The organism is Streptomyces sp. NBC_00989 (assembly GCF_045162655.1).
Lineage (GTDB): Bacteria > Actinomycetota > Actinomycetes > Streptomycetales > Streptomycetaceae > Streptomyces.
The window spans coordinates 5,882,425-5,900,941 of the sequence record NZ_CP108728.1 but is presented as its reverse complement, the minus strand read 5'-3'; the positions used below and the strand labels follow the sequence as shown (position 1 = coordinate 5,900,941).

Sequence of the window (18,517 nt, the reverse complement as noted above, 5' to 3'; positions counted from 1 at the left end):
GCTCAGTGGGTCTCGGGGCGGAGGACCTTGGTCCGGAGGACCGACTCGTTCAGGTTCATCTGGCGGTCGAGCTCCTTGACGACCGCAGGCTCGGCCTGCAGGTCGATGACCGAGTAGATGCCCTCGGGCTTCTTCTTGATCTCGTACGAGAGACGACGACGGCCCCAGGTGTCGACCTTCTCGACCTTTCCGTTGCCCTCACGGACGACGGAGAGGAAGTTCTCGATCAGGGGGGAGACAGCGCGCTCCTCCAGATCGGGGTCGAGGATGACCATCACCTCGTAGTGACGCATGTGGAACCCACCTCCTTTGGACTCAACGGCCACGGTCGATCCGTGGCAGGAGGGTTGTGATGCGTAAGCAACAGTGTGTGCCAGTAAAACAGCCGCCACTGACATCGGGTGCCCTTCGCAGGGATTCCGAGTCGTGACATGGGCAGACACCAGTGCAGAGGGTACAGAGTACCCGCACACCGGCTTCCGGTTGAAATCCGGTGGCGGAGAGCGTCAATCTGTACACATCGGGTGCGTCCGGCGCGACGATGCGCCGCCTTCCGCAGGAGGTGCCACATGGCACAGGCATTGCGACCCAACACCGCCGGTTCTCTCTTCGCCACCGACGGCAAGCCCCATCCGCTCCAGGACACTCTGCTCGCGGTGACCGTGGTGCTCGGGCTGACCGCGTTCATCACGGGCTTCTTCCACAATCTGCATCTGCTCAGCTCATGGGCCGGTCTGGTGGGGATCCTCACGGGCGCGTACGGGCAGTGGATCTCCGAGACGACGAGGGAGCGCTTCGGCCTGATCCTGGGTCTCGGTGCCGCGGGTGTCGGATTCTTCCTCGGCATGGCGCACGGCGGCCTGTTCGGCGGCATCATCAGCTGACGGCCCGAAAGCCGACGGCCCAGAAGCTGACGGCCCCGACGCCGTAGTCCGAACTCCGCGTAAAACAGCACGGAACGCCTTGGCGGCCAACAGGCCGAGGCGAAGGTTGCATACGCCCAGTCGGGGCGCTCGCAAGGCGCAGTAGGCTTCGGCGCGAGAGCCGGAGCCCCTGTACCCATGGGGACACACCAGCCCGAGGAGCGCCCCGAATGAGCCTGACCCTGAGGACCATCAGCCGTGAGCAGCATCTGGCATTCATCCAGAGCCTGCCCTCGGCGAGCCACATGCAGGTCCCGGCCTGGGCTGACGTGAAGGCGGAGTGGCGCTCCGAGAGCCTCGGCTGGATCGACGAGAAGACCGGTGAGCTGGTCGGCGCGGGCCTGGTCCTCTACCGCCAACTCCCCAAGATCAAGCGGTACTTGGCCTATCTGCCCGAGGGCCCGGTCATCAACTGGTTCGCGCCGAATCTGGACGACTGGCTCCAGCCGATGCTGGCCCACCTCAAGCACCAGGGCGCCTTCTCGGTGAAGATGGGCCCGCCGGTCATCATTCGGCGCTGGGAGGCCGTCTCCATCAAGGCCGGCATCCAGAACCCCGATGTGAAGCGACTGCGGGACATCGAGGCCGACTTCATCGAACCCCGCGCCTTCGAGGTGGCCGACAAGCTGCGCCGTATGGGCTGGCAGCAGGGTGAGGACGGTGGCGCCGGCTTCGGCGATGTCCAGCCGCGCTACGTCTACCAGGTGCCGCTGGCGAACCGCTCCCTCGAAGAGGTCCACAAGAACTTCAACCAGCTGTGGCGCCGCAACATCAAGAAGGCCGAGAAGGCCGGTGTCGAGGTCGTCCAGGGCGGTTACCACGACCTCGAGGAATGGCAGCGGCTGTACGAGATCACCGCGCTGCGCGACCACTTCAGGCCCCGCCCGCTGTCGTACTTCCAGCGCATGTGGACGGCTCTCAACACCGAGGACCCCAACCGGATGCGGCTGTACTTCGCCCGGCACGACGGGGTGAACCTGTCGGCGGCGACGATGCTCGTGGTCGGCGGACACGTCTGGTACTCCTACGGCGCCTCCGACAACATCGGGCGGGAGGTCCGGCCCTCGAACGCGATGCAGTGGCGGATGCTGCGCGACGCCTACGCGCTCGGCGCCACCGTCTACGACCTGCGCGGGATCTCCGACTCGCTGGACGAGACCGACCACCTCTTCGGTCTGATCCAGTTCAAGGTGGGCACCGGCGGGCAGGCCGCCGAGTACCTCGGCGAGTGGGACTTCCCGCTCAACAAGCTGCTCCACAAGGCGCTCGACATCTACATGTCGCGCCGCTGACCTCACGGTCCTCGCTTCGATGACGTCGACAGCTTCCATACTTCTGATACACCGCAGCCACCCGAAAGGTTCCAGGTCCGGCCATGGCGCTCACGCTCTACGTCGACACCGCGCGCTGGCGGGCGCATCACAAGCACGTTGCCGAGCAGTTCCCCGGGCTCGTCCCGGTCTGCAAGGGCAACGGCTACGGCTTCGGGCACGAGCGGCTGGCGGAGGAGGCGACGCGGCTCGGCGCGGACGTCCTCGCCGTCGGCACGACGTACGAGGCCGCCCGGATCAAGGACTGGTTCGGCGGTGACCTGCTGGTGCTGACGCCGTACCGCCGCGGCGAGGAGCCCGTGCCGCTGCCGGATCGGGTCATCCGCTCGGTGTCGTCCATCGACGGTGTGTACGGCCTGGTGGGTGCCCGTGTGGTCATCGAGGTGATGTCCTCGATGAAGCGTCACGGCGTCAGCGAGCAGGAACTGCCGCAGCTGCACTCGGCCATAGAGAACGTGCGCCTGGAGGGCTTCGCCATCCACCTCCCGCTGGACCGCACCGACGGCTCGGACGCCGTCGAGGAGGTCATCGGCTGGATGGACCGCCTGCGCGCCGCGCGGCTGCCGCTCCACACGATGTTCGTCAGCCACCTCAAGGCCGAGGAACTCGCCCGGCTGCAGCGGCAGTTCCCGCAGACCCGCTTCCGGGCCCGTATCGGCACCCGGCTGTGGCTGGGGGACCACGAGGCCACCCAGTACCGCGGGGCGGTCCTGGACGTCACCCGGGTCTCCAAGGGCGACCGCTTCGGCTACCGGCAGCAGAAGGCGGCCTCTGACGGCTATCTGGTCGTCGTGGCGGGCGGTACGTCGCACGGCGTGGGCCTGGAGGCCCCCAAGGCGCTCCACGGCGTCATGCCGCGCGCCAAGGGCGTCGCCCGCGCGGGCCTGGCCACGGTCAACCGGAACCTTTCTCCGTTCGTCTGGGACGGCAAGCAGCGCTGGTTCGCCGAGCCACCGCACATGCAGGTGTCGATCCTGTTCGTGCCGGTGGAAGCGGCGGAGCCGAAGGTCGGCGAGGAACTGGTGGCCCATCTGCGGCACACCACCACGCAGTTCGACCGCATCGTGGACCGCTGAGCCCCTCCGGAACAGCTGAAAGGCCGTACACGGAACCTTCCGTGTACGGCCTTTCGCATGGTCGCTCCGTGCGCAGTCGGCGCCTGTTCGCTCAGAGCGAACGGCCTGCCGGCCCCTCGCTGCCCCACTCCACCTGCGGTCCCTCGAAGGGGGCCGCGTGCCGCCCCGGACGTGCCGCGGCACCGAGGACGAAGACGTCTTCCGCCCTGTCGAGCACACCTCCCGAGGGATCGTCGTCGCCCGCCAGGCGCACCACGTCCCGTTCCGGCATGAGGATGTCGCGCACGATCACGGCGCACAGGTAGAGCGTGCCCAGCAGGTGCAGGCCGATGGCCCAGTGGTAGCCGTCGGTCGGCAGGCCCTTGTGGGCGTCTCCGCTGGTCGTGTACGCGAGGTACAGCCAGATCCCCAGGAAGTACGCCACCTCGCACGCCTGCCAGATCAGGAAGTCCCGCCACTTCGGCCGGGCCAGCACCGCCAGGGGGACCAGCCACAACACGTACTGCGGCGAGTAGACCTTGTTGGTCAGGATGAACGCCGCGACGATCAGGAAGGCCAGTTGGGCGAAGCGCGGCCGGCGCGGAGCGGTCATCGTGAGTGCCGCGATGCCTCCGCAGCACAGCAGCATCAGCAGGGTGGCGAACGTGTTGACGGTGTCGGTGCTGAGCGGGTCGGTGGAGTTCTGGGCCAGGATCAGCCAGAAGGACCCGAAGTCGACGCCCCGTTCCTGACTGAACGTGTAGAACTTCGACCAGCCGTCGAAGGCGAAGAGCATCACGGGCAGGTTGACCGCCAGCCAGGCGACGGCAGTTCCTCCCAGCGCCTTCCCGAAGTCCCGCCACTTGCCCGCGCGCCAGCACAGCAGGAACAACGGGCCGAGCAGGAAGACGGGATACAGCTTGGCGGCCGTTGCGAGGCCCAACAGGACGCCGAACGCGAGGGAACGGCCCCGAGACCACATCAGCATCGCCGCGGCCGTCAGAGCGACCGCCAGCAGGTCCCAGTTGATGGTCGCGGTCAGCGCGAAGGCGGGCGCCAGGGCAACCAGCAGGCCGTCCCAGGGACGACGGGCGTGCGTGCGGCTGATGCATACGACGATGACGGCCGCGCACGCCATCAGCATTCCGGCGTTGACCATCCAGTACCACTGTTCCTGGTGCTGGATGCTGCCGCTGCCCGGTGTGAGCCAGGCGGCCACCTCCATGAACACACCGGTCAGCACCGGGTATTCGAGGTACTGCATGTCGCCGGGCAGCTTGTCGAAGTACGGCACGAGCCCGTCGGCGAAACCGCGCCCCTGATAGAGGTGCGGGATGTCCGAGTAGCACGCGTGCGTGTACTGCGAGCTGGCCCCGAAGAACCAACCGCTGTTGTAGCAGGGCGCCTTCTGGACCAGGCCGAGGGCGAAGACACCGATCGCCACCAACGCGACGACCCGTACGGGAGTCCACCAGGACGTCCCCAGGAGAGCACGCCGGCCGATGGGGCCACCGATCAGTTCACTACCGGCGGCGGCGACCTGGTCGTCCTTGGTCGGCCGTACCGGATCCGGCTCGTGCACGCTCGTGGGCGTCAGTTCTGCACTGGGCATGGGGCACATCCTGCCGTACGCACCTAGGTGTACGCCGAGGGCCGCCGCACCTCGTGGGTGCGGCGGCCCTCGTTTCACGTGAAACATTCCATGAAGGGTGTTTCACGTGAAACACCCTTCATAGGCGATATGACAGCTAGCCGGTTGAGCCTCCGAAGATGCCCCCATTGTCGCTGCCTCTACTGGTGCCACTGGATTCGGTAGCAGTGGCCGTGTCCGTCGGCGAGGACGTCGCGCCTCCGTCGGTGCCACCGTCGTCGCTGCACTGCCAGCTGAACTGGCACGACTCGGTCGCGGAAGGTGTCGTGCTCGGCGTCTCGCTGGGCGTTTCACTCGGCGTCTCGCTGGGCGTCTCGCTCGGCGTCACTACGGGCGTCGGAGTGGGCGTCGGAGCGCCGTCCTCGTTCGACACCTTGTCGATCTTGGTGGCGTCCGGGAAGCCGGGGTCGGACTTCCCCTTCAGAGCGGCCTCCATGTACTCGGTCCACACCGCCGTCGGAATGTCACCACCATGGATGGACGCCACGCCTGCCGTGCCGTTCATGGAGAGGAGCTGAGCGTCCTTGGGGTTCTCCCTGAACATCGCGATCGACGTCGAGAGCTGCTGGGTGTAACCGACGAACCAGGCCGACTTGTTGCTGTCGGTGGTACCGGTCTTGCCGGCCGCCGAGCGGCCCAGAACCTTCGCGTTCTCGGCCGTACCGTTCTGGATGACGTTCTCCAGGGTGTTCGTGACGTTGTTCGCCACGTTCTCCGGCATCACCTGCTTCACGGCCGGCTTGGCGAAACCGGACACCGGCTGTCCCCCCTGCTTCACGGCCGTCACCGAGTAGGGGTCCGCCTGCTTGCCGGACGCTGCGAACGTTGCGTACGCGTCAGCCATCCGGATCGCGCTGGGGGTCGAGGTACCGATGGCGAAGGACGGGTTCAGCGTGGCGAAACTGTCGTCCAGTATCCCGGACGCCTTGGCCACGTCCCGCACCTTCGAGTTCCCCACATCCATGCCCAACTGCACGAACGGCGTGTTGATGGACTGCTCCATCGCCTTGCGGAGCGTGATGTAACCCCAGGGGTATTTGCTCTCGTTGTTCTGGTAGAAGATCGAGTTGTCCTTGTTCAGGACATACGTGCCGTCCTGGTTTCTGACCTTGAGATGGTCGTCGCCGTTGTACTTGCTGAGCGGCGAGATACCGACGCCGTCGGTCTTGTACGTGCCGTACTCCATGGCGGCGGCGAGCACGAACGGCTTCCAGGTCGACCCCACCGGGACACCCGAGGTGTCGGCGTTGTTGGTGAAGTGGCCGTTCTCGTAGCCGTCGCCGCCGTACAGGGCGACGATCGCTCCGTCCTTGGGCACCACCGACGCCGCGCCGAACTGGACGTACTTGTCCAGGTCACGCTTCTTCGGATCGATGCGGTCCTTCTGGATCTTCTTCACGGCCGCGCTCAGTTCGTTGACCTTGTCCTTCTGGAAGGTCGTGTAGATCTGATAGCCGCCCTGGTCGAACTCGGTCTGCGAGATGTTCGAGTGGTTCAGGACGTACTTCTTGGCCGTGTCCACCAGGTAGCTGATCTGGCCGGTCATGCCCTTGGTCGCCTTCAAGCCCTGAGGCATGGGGTACTTCTTGATGGCTGTCTGGTACTCGGCGTCGGTGATGCGCTTGTCGTCGTGCATCTGCTCGAGGATCCAGCTCCAACGAGCCTTGGAGCGGGCGGTGTTGGACTTGGCGTCCGCCGCAGGGTCGATGCTCGTGGCGCCGATCGGGTCGTAGTACGTCGGGCCCTTCAACAGGGCCGCCAGGAAGGCGCACTGACTCGGCGTCAGCTTGACCGCGTCCACGCCGTAGTAGGTCTGCGCGGCGGCCTGTATGCCGTAGGCGCCGCGGCCGTAGTACGAGGTGTTCAGGTAGCCCTGCAGAACCTGCTGCTTGCTGAGCTGCGTGCCCACCTTGATGGAGATGAACATCTCCTTGAACTTACGGGTGACCGTCTGTTCCTGGCTCAGGTAGGTGTTCTTGACGAACTGCTGGGTGATCGTCGAACCACCCTGTGTCTGACCGCCCTTGGCCATGTTGGCGAGGGCCCGGGCGATGCCCATGGGGTCGACGCCCGAGTCCGTGTAGAAGCTCTTGTTCTCGGCCGAGATCACCGACCACTGCATGGCCTCGGGGATCTGGGCGATGGTGATGTTCTGACGGTTCGCCCCGGTGCCCGTGGCGACCATCTGATCGCCGTTGGACCAGTAGTAGACGTTGTTCTGCGACTTGGCCGCGGTGTTCTCGCTGGGGATGCCGACCATGGCGTAGCCGACGCCGACCGCAGCCACCAGGCTGCCGAAGAAGAACAGACACAGGCCGGAGACAAGCCTCCAGGAGGGCATCCAGCGGCGCCATCCGTACTTGTCGAAGCGCGGATAGTCGATGAACCGCTTCTTGCCGGGCGCGGGAGCGCGACCTCTGCCCCGGCCGGGCCCGTTCGGGCCGCCGGGACCTTGACCGGCGGGCTCTCTACGACGGCCGCCGCCGCCTCTCTGCGCAGCCCGACGGGCTTCGGCGCGGCTGCCGAACTGGCGCTCTTCACCCCCCGGCTCTGCGGGGTTCGACCCATAGGAGTCGGAGGGAGACCCGGTGGTGGCGCCTCGCGGTGCCGCGCGGCGGCCGGAGGTCGGTCCGGACTGGCCGCGTCGGGCCGCGGCACGTCCGCCTCCCTGCGGCTGCGGCGGTTTGCGACGGTGCTCGCTCATCGAACGATTACTCCTCGGGCAGGCGCATCCGTGCGCGCCTGGAAACGGCGGCTAGTTTCCGGTCCCCCCGAAGTACGGATGTGGTCGGTTCTGCATTCATCCGTACCGCACCGGGGACGTCGACGCCCCCACGCGTCACTTGGTTCCCGGTGGTGTGCATGCCGCACAGACTACGCACCGTCAAAACCTGCTTAGCCCCGAAGTTCACCCCAAATCAGGCAACTTGATTCCAACGAATCAGTGATGTGACGGCGGTCACCATCTCCCCACTTGTCGCATCCGGAAGGCCGTTCTATCGTCTGGATGTATCGAGTCGATACATCAGCTCGGCATAAAGGCCGTCACGGTCGGACCGCGGACAGGAAGGGGGCGACGATGAGCCGACGCTCAGGCATCCTCGAGTTCGCCATCCTCGGCCTGCTCCGCGAATCCCCGATGCACGGCTATGAGCTGCGCAAACGACTCAATACGTCACTGGGTGTGTTCCGTGCGTTCAGCTACGGGACGCTCTACCCCTGCCTCAAGACGCTGGTCGCCAATGGCTGGTTGATCGAGGAGACGGGGAACACCCCCGAGGACGCCCTTACCGCCACCCTCGCGGGACGTCGCGCCAAGATCGTCTACCGGTTGACGGCGGAAGGTAAGGAACACTTCGAGGAACTGCTCTCGCAGACGGGGCCCGACGCGTACGAGGACGAACACTTCGCCGCTCGTTTCGCCTTCTTCGGGCAGACGTCACGCGACGTACGCATGCGCGTACTGGAGGGTCGCCGCAGCCGGCTGGAGGAGCGTCTCGACAAGATGCGTACCTCCTTGGCGCGGACCCGCGAGCGCCTCGACGACTACACGCTTGAGCTGCAGCGCCACGGAATGGAGTCCGTGGAGCGCGAAGTGCGCTGGCTGAACGAGCTCATCGAGAGCGAGCGAGCCGGACGGGACCTCAAGGGTCCCGCCTCCGGAGGCTCCGCTCAGCAGGACAGCACATCTGGGGAGTCGGGCGGCCTGCCCCGGCTCGGGGGCGCCACCCCCGGGCCGGATCCGTCCGACGAAACCACCACATGAGGTCCAGTCAGGGCCTCACCTCGCACACACAGGGAGCAACCGGAATGGGTTCGGTTCGCGTAGCCATCGTCGGCGTGGGCAACTGCGCCGCCTCGCTGGTACAGGGCGTCGAGTACTACAGGGACGCCGACCCGGCGGCCAAGGTGCCCGGCCTGATGCACGTCCAGTTCGGCGAGTACCACGTCGGTGACGTCGAGTTCGTCGCCGCGTTCGACGTCGACGCGAAGAAGGTCGGCCTCGACCTCTCCGACGCCATCGGTGCCAGTGAGAACAACACCATCAAGATCTGCGACGTCCCGAACAAGGGCGTCACGGTCCAGCGCGGTCACACTCTCGACGGCCTGGGCATGTACTACCGCATGACGATCGAGGAGTCCGACGAGACACCGGTCGACGTGGTCCAGATCCTCAAGGACAAGCAGGTCGACGTCCTGATCTGCTACCTGCCCGTCGGTTCCGAGGACGCGGCGAAGTTCTACGCCCAGTGCGCCATCGACGCCAAGGTCGCCTTCGTCAACGCCCTCCCGGTCTTCATCGCCGGCACCAAGGAGTGGGCGGACAAGTTCACCGAGGCCGGTGTCCCGATCGTCGGCGACGACATCAAGTCCCAGGTCGGCGCCACCATCACGCACCGCGTGATGGCGAAGCTGTTCGAGGACCGCGGTGTCCGTCTTGAGCGCACGATGCAGCTCAACGTCGGCGGCAACATGGACTTCAAGAACATGCTGGAGCGCGACCGCCTCGAGTCCAAGAAGATCTCGAAGACGCAGGCCGTCACCTCGCAGATCCCGGACCGCGACCTGGGCGAGAAGAACGTCCACATCGGCCCGTCGGACTATGTCCAGTGGCTCGACGACCGCAAGTGGGCCTACGTCCGCCTCGAGGGCCGCGCGTTCGGCGACGTCCCGCTGAACCTGGAGTACAAGCTCGAGGTCTGGGACTCCCCGAACTCCGCGGGTGTCATCATCGACGCCCTGCGCGCCGCGAAGATCGCCAAGGACCGCGGCATCGGCGGCCCGATCCTCTCCGCGTCGAGCTACTTCATGAAGTCCCCGCCGGTCCAGTACTTCGACGACGAGGCCTACGCCAACGTCGAGAAGTTCATCAAGGGCGAGGTCGAGCGCTAGGACCCGTTACCGGTTCGGTCGTCGAGGGTCCCCGGGCATTCCGCCCGGGGACCCTCCTCGTATGTGAGGCTGTGCCCATGGCCGTCGTCCGTGACCTGCGCATCCTCCTGCGCTTCCAGGGCTTCCGGCGCCTGCTCGCCGTACGCCTCCTCTCCCAGGGCGCGGACGGTGTCTACCAGGTCGCACTCGCCGCCTACGTCGTCTTCTCGCCGGAGAAACAGACCTCGGCCGCCGCGATCGCCTCCGCGATGGCGGTCCTGCTCCTCCCGTACTCCCTCATCGGCCCCTTCGCGGGCGTCCTCCTGGACCGCTGGCGCCGCCGCCAGGTCTTCCTCTACGGCAACCTGCTGCGCGCCCTGCTGGCCGCCGCCACCGCCGTCCTGATGCTGAGCCACGTCCCGGACTGGCTCTTCTACGTCTCCGCCCTGTGCGTCACCGCGGTCAACCGCTTCGTCCTCGCCGGCCTGTCCGCCGCCCTCCCGCGCGTGGTCGACGACGAACGCCTGGTCGTCGCCAACTCCCTTTCCCCCACGGCCGGAACACTGGCGGCGACGCTGGGCGGCGGCCTCGCCTTCCTCGTACGGCTGCTGGTCGCGGACACCGACGCCGCGGTGGTGCTGCTGGGAGCGGCCCTCTACCTGTGCGCGGCCCTCACGTCCCTGCGCATGGCCCCCGAACTCCTCGGCCCCGACCGCGCCTTGACCCACCCCCGCCTCGCCACAGCACTCGCCGGCACCGCCCGGGACCTGACGGCGGCGGTACGCCATCTCGCCGCGCCACAGCGCCGAGAGGCGGTCTGGGCGCTCGCCGCGATGACCCTGATGCGCTTCTGCTACGGCGCCCTGACGGTCCTGCTGCTGATGCTCTGCCGGTACGCCCTCTCCTCGACCCCGGACAGCGGACTACGCCTGCTGGCGCTGGCGTTGGGGGTGTCCGGCGCCGGCTTCTTCGTGGCGGCCGTGGTGACACCCTGGGCCGCGGGACGACTCGGCCCCGGCCGCTGGATCGCGGCGTGCGCCGCGGGCGCCGCACTCCTGGAACCGGCCCTCGGCCTCCCGTTCACCACCGCCCCCATGCTGGCGGCAGCGTTCGTCCTGGGCCTGACCACACAGGGCGCGAAGATCGCCACGGACACGATCGTGCAGTTCTCCGTCGACGACGGCTTCCGGGGCCGGATCTTCTCCGTCTACGACGTACTGTTCAACGTTGCTTTCGTCGGCGCCGCCGCGATGGCCGCGCTGATGCTGCCCCCTGACGGTCGATCAGCGGCCCTGGTGGTCACCGTGGCCGTCGTCTACGGAGCGGTTGCTGTGACTATGGCCCGCTTTGAGCGCCGGAAAGTGTCACATCACTGATACGGAGCCGCTCCGGGCCGCGGCAGTGTCAGTGGGGGCAGGTAGCTTACGGGCGTCTTATTTCGCATCATGCCGCACGCCGGACCAAGGGTCAGGTCGTGCCATGTGTCCACGTTCCAGGGGGGACCCCAGTGACTACTCCGCCGCCTCAGAGCCCAAACCCGTACGCCCAGGGCCCGAATCCCTACGCCCAGGACCAGCAGCCCTACGGCCAGCCTCAGACTCCGGCGCCGTACCCGCCGCAGGGTCAGCCCCAGGCTCCGTACCCGCCCCAAGGCGGCTACCCGCAGCAGCCCGGTCAGCCCGGCTTCCCGCCCCAGGGCGCGGCCCCGTACGCTCCGGTCCCCCCGCAGCCGAAGCGCAAGTTCAGCTTCAAGATGATCCGGCTCGCCGTCGTCATCGTGATCGCCGCCGGTGCGGCCATCTTCAGCTACATATCGAGCCAGAACGACGCGGACACCGCGAAGGTCGGCGACTGCATGCACCGCGGCAGTACCAGCGACACCGACCCGAAGCTCGAGGTCGTGAAGTGCAGCGACTCGAAGGCCGAGTTCATCGTGCTGGCCAAGGTGAGTGGCAACTACTCCCGAACCGAGGCCGACACCAAGTGCGCGGCGGCCGCCAAGGACTTCCAGTACCAGTACACCCAGACCGGCAAGGGCAGCGACTTCCTGCTCTGCCTGAAGGACTACTCGAAGTAAGGCAGATGTGGCGAGGGGCGGTGTCTCATGTTTCACGTGAAACACCGCCCCTGATGCTGTCCCGGGGTCATGTTTCACGTGAAACATGACCCCGTTCCACGACCTCAGCTCTCCGAGGCCCACCACTCCTTGAGTGCGGCCACGGCCGCGTCATGCTCCATCGGCCCGTTCTCCAGCCGCAGTTCCAGCAAAAACTTGTAGGCACGGCCGATGACCGGCCCCGGTGTGACGTCCAGGATCTCCATGATCTGGTTGCCGTCGAGGTCGGGACGGATCGAGTCCAGCTCCTCCTGCTCCTGAAGTTGGGCGATGCGCTCCTCCAGACCGTCGTACGCGCGGGACAGCGCGGCGGCCCTGCGCTTGTTCCGTGTGGTGCAGTCCGAGCGGGTCAGCTTGTGGAGGCGGCCGAGGAGCGGGCCTGCGTCACGGACGTAGCGGCGGACGGCGGAGTCGGTCCACTCGCCGGTGCCGTAGCCGTGGAAACGCAGATGGAGTTCGACGAGACGCGAGACGTCCTTCACCAGGTCGTTGGAGTATTTGAGCGCCAGCATGCGTTTCTTGGTCATCTTCGCGCCGACCACCTCGTGGTGGTGGAACGAGACCCGGCCGTCGTTCTCGAAACGGCGGGTGCGCGGCTTGCCGATGTCGTGCAGCAGGGCGGCCAGGCGGAGGGTCAGGTCGGGACCGTTCTCCTCCAGTTCGATCGCCTGCTCCAGAACGATCAGCGTGTGTTCGTAGACGTCCTTGTGCCGGTGGTGCTCATCGCTCTCCAGACGGAGGGCGGGAAGCTCGGGCAGGACGTGGTCGGCGAGCCCGGTGTCGACCAGGAGAGCCAGCCCCTTGCGGGGGTGTGCGGAGAGGATCAGCTTGTTCAGCTCGTCCCGCACCCGCTCGGCCGAGACGATCTCGATCCGCCCGGACATCTCCGTCATCGCGACGACGACCTCGGGAGCGACCTCGAAGTCGAGCTGCGCGGCAAAGCGCGCCGCCCGCATCATCCGCAGGGGATCGTCCGAGAAGGACGCCTCGGGAGTGCCGGGGGTCCGCAGCACCCGGGCCGCCAGGTCTTCGAGGCCGCCGTGGGGGTCGATGAACTCCTTCTCCGGGAGCGCGACGGCCATCGCGTTCACCGTGAAGTCACGCCGGACGAGGTCCTCTTCGATGGAGTCGCCGTACGACACCTCAGGCTTGCGCGAGGTGCGGTCGTACGCCTCGGACCGATACGTGGTCACCTCGATCTGGTAGCCGTCCTTCTGCGCCCCCACGGTGCCGAAGGCGATCCCGACCTCCCACACGGCGTCCGCCCACGGCCGGACGATCTTCAGTACGTCCTCGGGGCGTGCGTCGGTCGTAAAGTCCAGGTCGTTGCCGAGCCGCTCGAGCAGCGCGTCCCGGACCGACCCGCCGACCAGGGCGAGAGAGAACCCGGCCTCCTGGAAGCGGCGGGCGAGGTCGTCGGCGACGGGAGCCACCCGCAGCAGCTCGCTCACCGCGCGGTGCTGCACCTGGCTCAGGGCACTGGTGTTGTCTTCGTTGGCGTTCGGCACAACAGAAAAGGGTACGTGGCCCCGGCCACCGCGAGCGCCTCCATTAAATGTGCACGGACACGTCCGCCGATACCCGTGCAAGCACTGCCCTTGCGACGTACATGAGTGCTCCCCTTTATACGGGCACATACGGGGCGGTCCGGTGCTGTTCTCCGATCTTGTGGAGCAGTCCGCGGCACTTCCCCTCAGCGCGCATCGTTACCATGCGTGGACGCACATTGCGACGACCACTGACGATGACGAGGGACGGGCGAGCGCGTGGCCGAGGCGGCAGACTTCCAGGGGACGTGTCCCTCACCTGCCCGCCGGTGGCTGCGGCGCACCGGCGTACTGCTCGCCGGGGCGCCTCTGCTGGCCGGCCTCCTCCAGTTGTCCGCCGCCGCGCCCGCCGGTGCGGACGAGCAGACGTCCGCGCAGGCCGCCTCCGGCTCGCAGACGGTGTCCGTCTCCGTGGACACGCTCAGCCCCAGCATCCCCACGGACGGGGACACCCTGACCGTCTCCGGGACGATGACGAACAACGGCAAGCAGACGGTCACGGACGCCCATGTGGGCCTGCGCCTGGGACAGGCGCTGAGCACCCGCTCCGCGATCGACACCGTCGCCAAGCGCACCGACTACGTCCAGGGCGTCGACGGCTCGGAGATCGACGACAAGTACACCGAGAAGTTCGCCAAGCTCACTCCGGGCGTCGCCGAGCCCTTCACCCTCTCGGTGCCGGTCGACAAGCTGGACCTCGGTGACGACGGTGTCTACCCGCTCGGTGTCTCGCTCTCCGGCCAGACCTCCGCGCAGCCGTGGGAGCAGGTGCTGGGCATCCAGCGGACGTTCCTGCCGTGGCAGCCCGACGAGGCGGACACGAAGACGAAGACGACATATCTGTGGCCGCTGGTCTCCGGCGTCCACATGACGGCGCAGACGGGTTCCAACGAGCAGCAGACTCCGGTCTTCCTCAACGACGACCTCGCCAAGGAGCTCGCCCCGGGCGGCCGCCTCGACCAGATGCTGTCGCTGGGCAAGGATCTCGACGTCACCTGGGTGATCGACCCGGACCTGCTGGCCTCGGTCGACGCGATGACCAGCAGCTACAAGATCCAGGGTGACGGCGACACCACGACGACGGGTACCCACCAGGCGGTCGCCAAGGCGTGGCTCGCCGAGCTGCAGTCTGCGGTCGCGGGCAAGGAGGTCGTCGCCCTCCCCTTCGCCGACCCGGACCTGGCGTCCCTGGCCCACAACGGCACCAGCGTCACCGGCTCGCTGAGTCATCTCAAGGACGCCACGGACGTCGCCGCGAGCACCGTGGAGACGGTGCTCCACGTGACACCGACCACGGACTTCGCGTGGCCGGTGAGCGGCGCCGTGGACCCGTCGATCATCAAGGTCGCCACCTCGGCCGGCGCCGACAAGGTGATCGCCCGCAGCGACAGCCTCCAGGAGACCGGCGGCCTGTCGTACACGCCCTCCGCCGCCCGCCCCATCGGCGGCGGTACGACGGCGGTGGTCGCGGACGCACGGCTCTCGACGGCGTTCGAGGGCGACCTCACGACGGCCGGGGCCGCCACGCTCGCCGAGCAGCGGTTCCTGGCCCAGAGCCTGGCGCTCGACCTGCAGACGGACAAGCAGCGCAGCATCGTCGTCGCCCCGCAGCGCATGCCGACCGGAAGCCAGGCCCAGACGATGGCCGAGGCGCTGACGACCCTCCAGGGCAGCACCTGGGACGAGTCGCAGGGACTCGCCGCGGCGGCCAAGGCCAAGCCCGACCCGAACGCCACCACGAAGATTCCGCCGTCCTCCTCGTACCCCTCCTCGCAGCGCAAGCAGGAGCTGCCGAAGTCGGCCTTCGAGCAGATCGCGAGCACCCAGGACAAGCTCGACAACTTCCGGGTGATCCTCACCGACGAGTCCCGGGTCGTGACCCCGTTCGGGCGGGCCATGAACCGTGAGATGTCCACGTCGTGGCGGGGGCAGGCGGGCGAGGCGGCGAACTTCCGCCAGAGCGTGCTGGATTACCTCGAAGACCTCACCAACCAGGTGAAGCTGATCGACAAGTCCGAGACCAAGCTCTCGGGCCGCAGCGCCACGATCCCCGTGACCGTGCAGAACAACCTGGTGCAGGGCGTCGAGCACCTGGTGCTGCGCCTCACTTCGACGAATCCCACGCGGCTGAAGATCGGCGGCAAGGCCTACTGGGAGCAGCAGGTCACGGTCAACGGCGGGCACAGCCAGTCCGTGAAGTTCACCACGTCGGCCAACGCCAACGGCAAGGTGGGCGTGATCGCCCAGCTGTACACAGAGGACGGCCAGGAGTACGGGCAGGCCGTCAACTTCGACGTGAAGGTCACCGAGGTCACGGCCACCGTCATGCTGGTCATCGGCGGCGGTGTCCTGCTGCTCGTCCTCGCCGGCTTCCGGATGTACACGCACCGCAAGCGCGCCGTCGCCCGCCAGGCAGAGGAAGAGGGTCCCGACGGACCCGACGACGGGGCGGCCGAGGAAACCGACGGCCTGGAGAACCCCGACGGCCCCCAGGACCGTCTCACGGAGGAGTCAGGCACTCCGCCCCGGGCAGACGACCCGGAGCACCCGAGTGACCCGACACCGGACACCGCACCGGAAAGCGCCGACCCGTCCGGCACGGGTGAGAGAGTGGACCGTTGAGCGATGTCGTGGCCGGTGGGCCCGGGGACGATGAGGTGGGGTAACCATGAACGCGCCGTACGACGGTGACCGCGGTCAGGGCGCGGGCGGCTCGGGCTACCCCGAGGGTCCGCCGCCCGAACACGGCCAGGTGCCGCCGCAGCCCCCCGCGGACATGTACCTCCAGGACGCCTACGACCAGGACCCCTACCGGGCGCAGGACCTCTCCGCCCAGGATCCGGTCGCCGAGGCGCTCTACGACCGCGCCGCGCACCCTCCGCCGCCTCCGGGCACGTACCAGCCGCAGCCCCCGCTCTACGCACAGCCGCCCCAGTCCCCCTACGCCCCGGACCCCCGGGTGTGGGCGCAGACCCCGGCGCCCGAGCCGGAGGGCCCGACCCAGTACCTGCCCTACGGCGACGACGCCCGGACGACCCAGTTCGTGGGCGTGGACGACCTGGTGACCGGGGCCGGCGAGGAGCACCACGAGCCGGACGCCTTCGCGCATCTCTTCCGGGACCAGGGCCAGGGCGGAGGACGTCCGCAGATGGACTCCCCGGCGGTCCCCGGCCCGTCCCCGGCACCGCCCTCGGGCCAGGCGCCCACCGCGCCGTCCCCGGCGCCGATGTCCGACGCCACGATGCAGCTCACCCCGACGGCACCGGCGCCCGCGGCCGCCGCCAAGAAGGGCGGGAAGGCCACCGGTCTGCTGAAGTCGAGCGCCGTGATGGCGGCGGGCACGATGGTCTCCCGCCTGACCGGCTTCGTCCGCTCCGCGCTGATCGTCTCGGCGCTGGGTGTCGGCATGCTGGGCGACACCTTCCAGGTCGCCTACCAGTTGCCGACGATGATCTACATCCTGACCGTGGGCGGTGGCCTCAACTCCGTCTTCGTGCCGCAGCTCGTGCGTGCCATGAAGGAGGACGACGACGGCGGTGAGGCGTTCGCCAACCGCCTGCTGACCCTCGTCATGGTGGCGTTGGGCGCACTCACCGCCCTCGCGGTCGTCGCGGCGCCCCTCCTGATCCGTCTGTTGTCCGACTCGGTGGCCAACGACCCGGCGGCCAACGAGGTGGGCGTCACCTTCGTCCGCTACTTCCTGCCCTCGATCTTCTTCATGGGCGTCCACGTCGTGATGGGCCAGATCCTGAACGCGCGCGGCAAGTTCGGCGCGATGATGTGGACCCCGGTCCTCAACAACATCGTCATCATCGTGACGCTCGGCATGTTCATCTGGGTGTACGGCACCTCCGCGAACTCCGGCATGAAGGTCACGAACATCCCGCCGGAGGGCCAGCGGCTGCTCGGCATCGGTGTGCTGCTCGGCCTGGTCGTCCAGGCGCTCGCGATGATCCCGTATCTGCGGGAGACCGGTTTCCGGCTGCGGTTGCGCTTCGACTGGCGCGGACACGGTCTCGGCAAGGCCGCGACGCTCGCCAAGTGGACCGTCCTCTTCGTCCTCGCCAACCAGGCCGGCGCGATCGTCGTGTCCCAACTGTCCACCGCCGCGGGCAAGTCCTCGCCGGTCGACGGCACGGGCTTCGCCGCCTACGCCAACGCGCAGCTCATCTGGGGCCTGCCGCAGGCGATCATCACCGTCTCCCTGATGGCCGCGCTGCTGCCGCGCATCTCGCGTTCGGCGGCGGAGGGCGACGGAGGTGCCGTCCGCGACGACATCTCCCAGGGGCTGCGCACGACCGCTGTGGCGATCGTGCCGATCGCCTTCGGGCTGCTCTCGCTCGGCATCCCGATGTGCACCCTGATCTTCGGTTCCTCGGGGACCAGCGAGGCCACCAACATGGGCTTCATGCTGATGGCCTTCGCCCTCGGCCTGATCCCGTACTCGGTGCAGTACGTCGTCCTGCGCGCCTTCTACGCGTACGAGGACACCCGAACTCCCTTCTACAACACGGTCATCGTGGCCGCCGTCAACGCCGGCGCCTCAGTGACCTGCTACTTCGTCCTCCCGGCCCGCTGGGCCGTGGTCGGCATGGCGGCCTCGTACGGCCTCGCGTACGCCATCGGTGTCGGCGTCGCCTGGAACCGGCTGCGCAAGCGGTTGAACGGCGACCTGGACGGCGCGCGCGTCCTGCGGACGTACGCTCGGCTCTGTATCGCCTCCGTGCCGGCCGCACTGCTCAGTGGTGCGGCCTGCTACGGGATCGGTCATACGCTCGGCCAGGGGGTCGTCGGCTCGTTCGCCGCCCTTCTGGTGGGCGGTGCCGTACTGCTCGGAATCTTTTACGTCGCGGCCCGCCGCATGCGCATCGAGGAGCTCAACTCCCTCGTGGGCATGGTGCGCGGGCGCTTGGGGCGTTGAGGCGGGGGCACACGCACAACCATCGTCCGCCGCTGTGTGTCGTGCATAGCGGCAGACTGTGGGCACAATTGGTTTCGGCGTCGGACAGCGTGCAACGGATG

General features: G+C 67.7%; 13 protein-coding genes. 9 read left to right on the top strand and 4 right to left on the bottom strand.

What is annotated here, in order from left to right:
• Positions 1 to 2: 2 nt before the first annotated feature.
• On the bottom strand, positions 3 to 293 hold the full coding sequence (gene rpsF, locus OG714_RS26025) for a 30S ribosomal protein S6 (protein WP_006604399.1): 291 nt from the start codon (positions 291 to 293) through the stop codon (positions 3 to 5).
• A 276-nt stretch (positions 294 to 569) separates the two neighbouring features.
• On the opposite strand from rpsF, the gene OG714_RS26020 reads away from it, so the two are divergent.
• The 3 genes from OG714_RS26020 to OG714_RS26010 all read left to right on the top strand — a co-directional run bounded on the left by OG714_RS26020 (position 570) and on the right by OG714_RS26010 (position 3,330).
• On the top strand, positions 570 to 884 hold the full coding sequence (locus tag OG714_RS26020) for a hypothetical protein (RefSeq protein WP_406124483.1): 315 nt from the start codon (positions 570 to 572) through the stop codon (positions 882 to 884).
• 209 nt (positions 885 to 1,093) lie between these two features.
• Positions 1,094 to 2,215, top strand: a complete 1,122-nt coding sequence (locus OG714_RS26015) for a peptidoglycan bridge formation glycyltransferase FemA/FemB family protein (protein WP_327402809.1) — start codon at positions 1,094 to 1,096, stop codon at positions 2,213 to 2,215.
• 83 nt (positions 2,216 to 2,298) lie between these two features.
• Positions 2,299 to 3,330 carry an alanine racemase gene (locus OG714_RS26010; protein ID WP_406124481.1) on the top strand — a complete coding sequence of 344 codons (1,032 nt, stop codon included), beginning with the start codon at positions 2,299 to 2,301 and terminating at the stop codon, positions 3,328 to 3,330.
• 91 nt (positions 3,331 to 3,421) lie between these two features.
• Here OG714_RS26010 and OG714_RS26005 read toward each other — a convergent pair whose 3' ends face one another.
• Both OG714_RS26005 and OG714_RS26000 read right to left on the bottom strand, forming a co-directional pair.
• The gene (locus OG714_RS26005) at positions 3,422 to 4,921 is read right to left on the bottom strand and encodes a glycosyltransferase family 87 protein (RefSeq protein ID WP_406124479.1); all 1,500 of its coding nucleotides are present in this window, start codon (positions 4,919 to 4,921) and stop codon (positions 3,422 to 3,424) included.
• A 136-nt stretch (positions 4,922 to 5,057) separates the two neighbouring features.
• Entirely contained in the window at positions 5,058 to 7,301 is a 2,244-nt protein-coding gene (locus tag OG714_RS26000) for a transglycosylase domain-containing protein (RefSeq protein WP_406131948.1), read from the bottom strand.
• 738 nt (positions 7,302 to 8,039) lie between these two features.
• Between OG714_RS26000 and OG714_RS25995 the strand changes: the two genes are divergently transcribed.
• The 4 genes from OG714_RS25995 (at position 8,040) to OG714_RS25980 (ending at position 11,909) form a co-directional block, all read left to right on the top strand.
• Positions 8,040 to 8,726 (top strand): PadR family transcriptional regulator, encoded by a 687-nt coding sequence (locus OG714_RS25995; protein WP_033285749.1) that lies wholly within the window; start codon positions 8,040 to 8,042, stop codon positions 8,724 to 8,726.
• Between the two features lie 44 nt (positions 8,727 to 8,770).
• Positions 8,771 to 9,853 carry an inositol-3-phosphate synthase gene (locus OG714_RS25990; RefSeq protein WP_406124478.1) on the top strand — a complete coding sequence of 361 codons (1,083 nt, stop codon included), beginning with the start codon at positions 8,771 to 8,773 and terminating at the stop codon, positions 9,851 to 9,853.
• 77 nt (positions 9,854 to 9,930) lie between these two features.
• Positions 9,931 to 11,208 (top strand): MFS transporter, encoded by a 1,278-nt coding sequence (locus OG714_RS25985; protein WP_406124477.1) that lies wholly within the window; start codon positions 9,931 to 9,933, stop codon positions 11,206 to 11,208.
• A gap of 131 nt (positions 11,209 to 11,339) precedes the next feature.
• Positions 11,340 to 11,909, top strand: coding sequence for a hypothetical protein (locus OG714_RS25980; protein ID WP_406124475.1), 570 nt, complete (start codon positions 11,340 to 11,342; stop codon positions 11,907 to 11,909).
• 104 nt (positions 11,910 to 12,013) lie between these two features.
• Here the strand turns inward: OG714_RS25980 and OG714_RS25975 are convergent, their stop codons facing one another.
• Positions 12,014 to 13,456 carry a CCA tRNA nucleotidyltransferase gene (locus OG714_RS25975; protein WP_406124474.1) on the bottom strand — a complete coding sequence of 481 codons (1,443 nt, stop codon included), beginning with the start codon at positions 13,454 to 13,456 and terminating at the stop codon, positions 12,014 to 12,016.
• 258 nt (positions 13,457 to 13,714) lie between these two features.
• On the opposite strand from OG714_RS25975, the gene OG714_RS25970 reads away from it, so the two are divergent.
• The gene (locus OG714_RS25970) at positions 13,715 to 16,117 is read left to right on the top strand and encodes a DUF6049 family protein (protein ID WP_406124472.1); all 2,403 of its coding nucleotides are present in this window, start codon (positions 13,715 to 13,717) and stop codon (positions 16,115 to 16,117) included.
• A gap of 46 nt (positions 16,118 to 16,163) precedes the next feature.
• The gene (murJ, locus tag OG714_RS25965) at positions 16,164 to 18,416 is read left to right on the top strand and encodes a murein biosynthesis integral membrane protein MurJ (protein WP_406124471.1); all 2,253 of its coding nucleotides are present in this window, start codon (positions 16,164 to 16,166) and stop codon (positions 18,414 to 18,416) included.
• Positions 18,417 to 18,517: the final 101 nt, after the last annotated feature.

Coding starts and splice junctions, on each gene's coding strand:
- OG714_RS26000 (WP_406131948.1), bottom strand. CDS start 7,301: ATGCCCTCCTGGAGGCTTGTCTCCGGCCTGTGTCTGTTCTTCTTCGGC.
- OG714_RS26010 (WP_406124481.1), top strand. CDS start 2,299: ATGGCGCTCACGCTCTACGTCGACACCGCGCGCTGGCGGGCGCATCAC.
- OG714_RS25995 (WP_033285749.1), top strand. CDS start 8,040: ATGAGCCGACGCTCAGGCATCCTCGAGTTCGCCATCCTCGGCCTGCTC.
- OG714_RS25985 (WP_406124477.1), top strand. CDS start 9,931: ATGGCCGTCGTCCGTGACCTGCGCATCCTCCTGCGCTTCCAGGGCTTC.
- OG714_RS26020 (WP_406124483.1), top strand. CDS start 570: ATGGCACAGGCATTGCGACCCAACACCGCCGGTTCTCTCTTCGCCACC.
- OG714_RS26015 (WP_327402809.1), top strand. CDS start 1,094: ATGAGCCTGACCCTGAGGACCATCAGCCGTGAGCAGCATCTGGCATTC.
- OG714_RS25990 (WP_406124478.1), top strand. CDS start 8,771: ATGGGTTCGGTTCGCGTAGCCATCGTCGGCGTGGGCAACTGCGCCGCC.
- rpsF (WP_006604399.1), bottom strand. CDS start 293: ATGCGTCACTACGAGGTGATGGTCATCCTCGACCCCGATCTGGAGGAG.
- OG714_RS26005 (WP_406124479.1), bottom strand. CDS start 4,921: ATGCCCAGTGCAGAACTGACGCCCACGAGCGTGCACGAGCCGGATCCG.
- murJ (WP_406124471.1), top strand. CDS start 16,164: ATGAACGCGCCGTACGACGGTGACCGCGGTCAGGGCGCGGGCGGCTCG.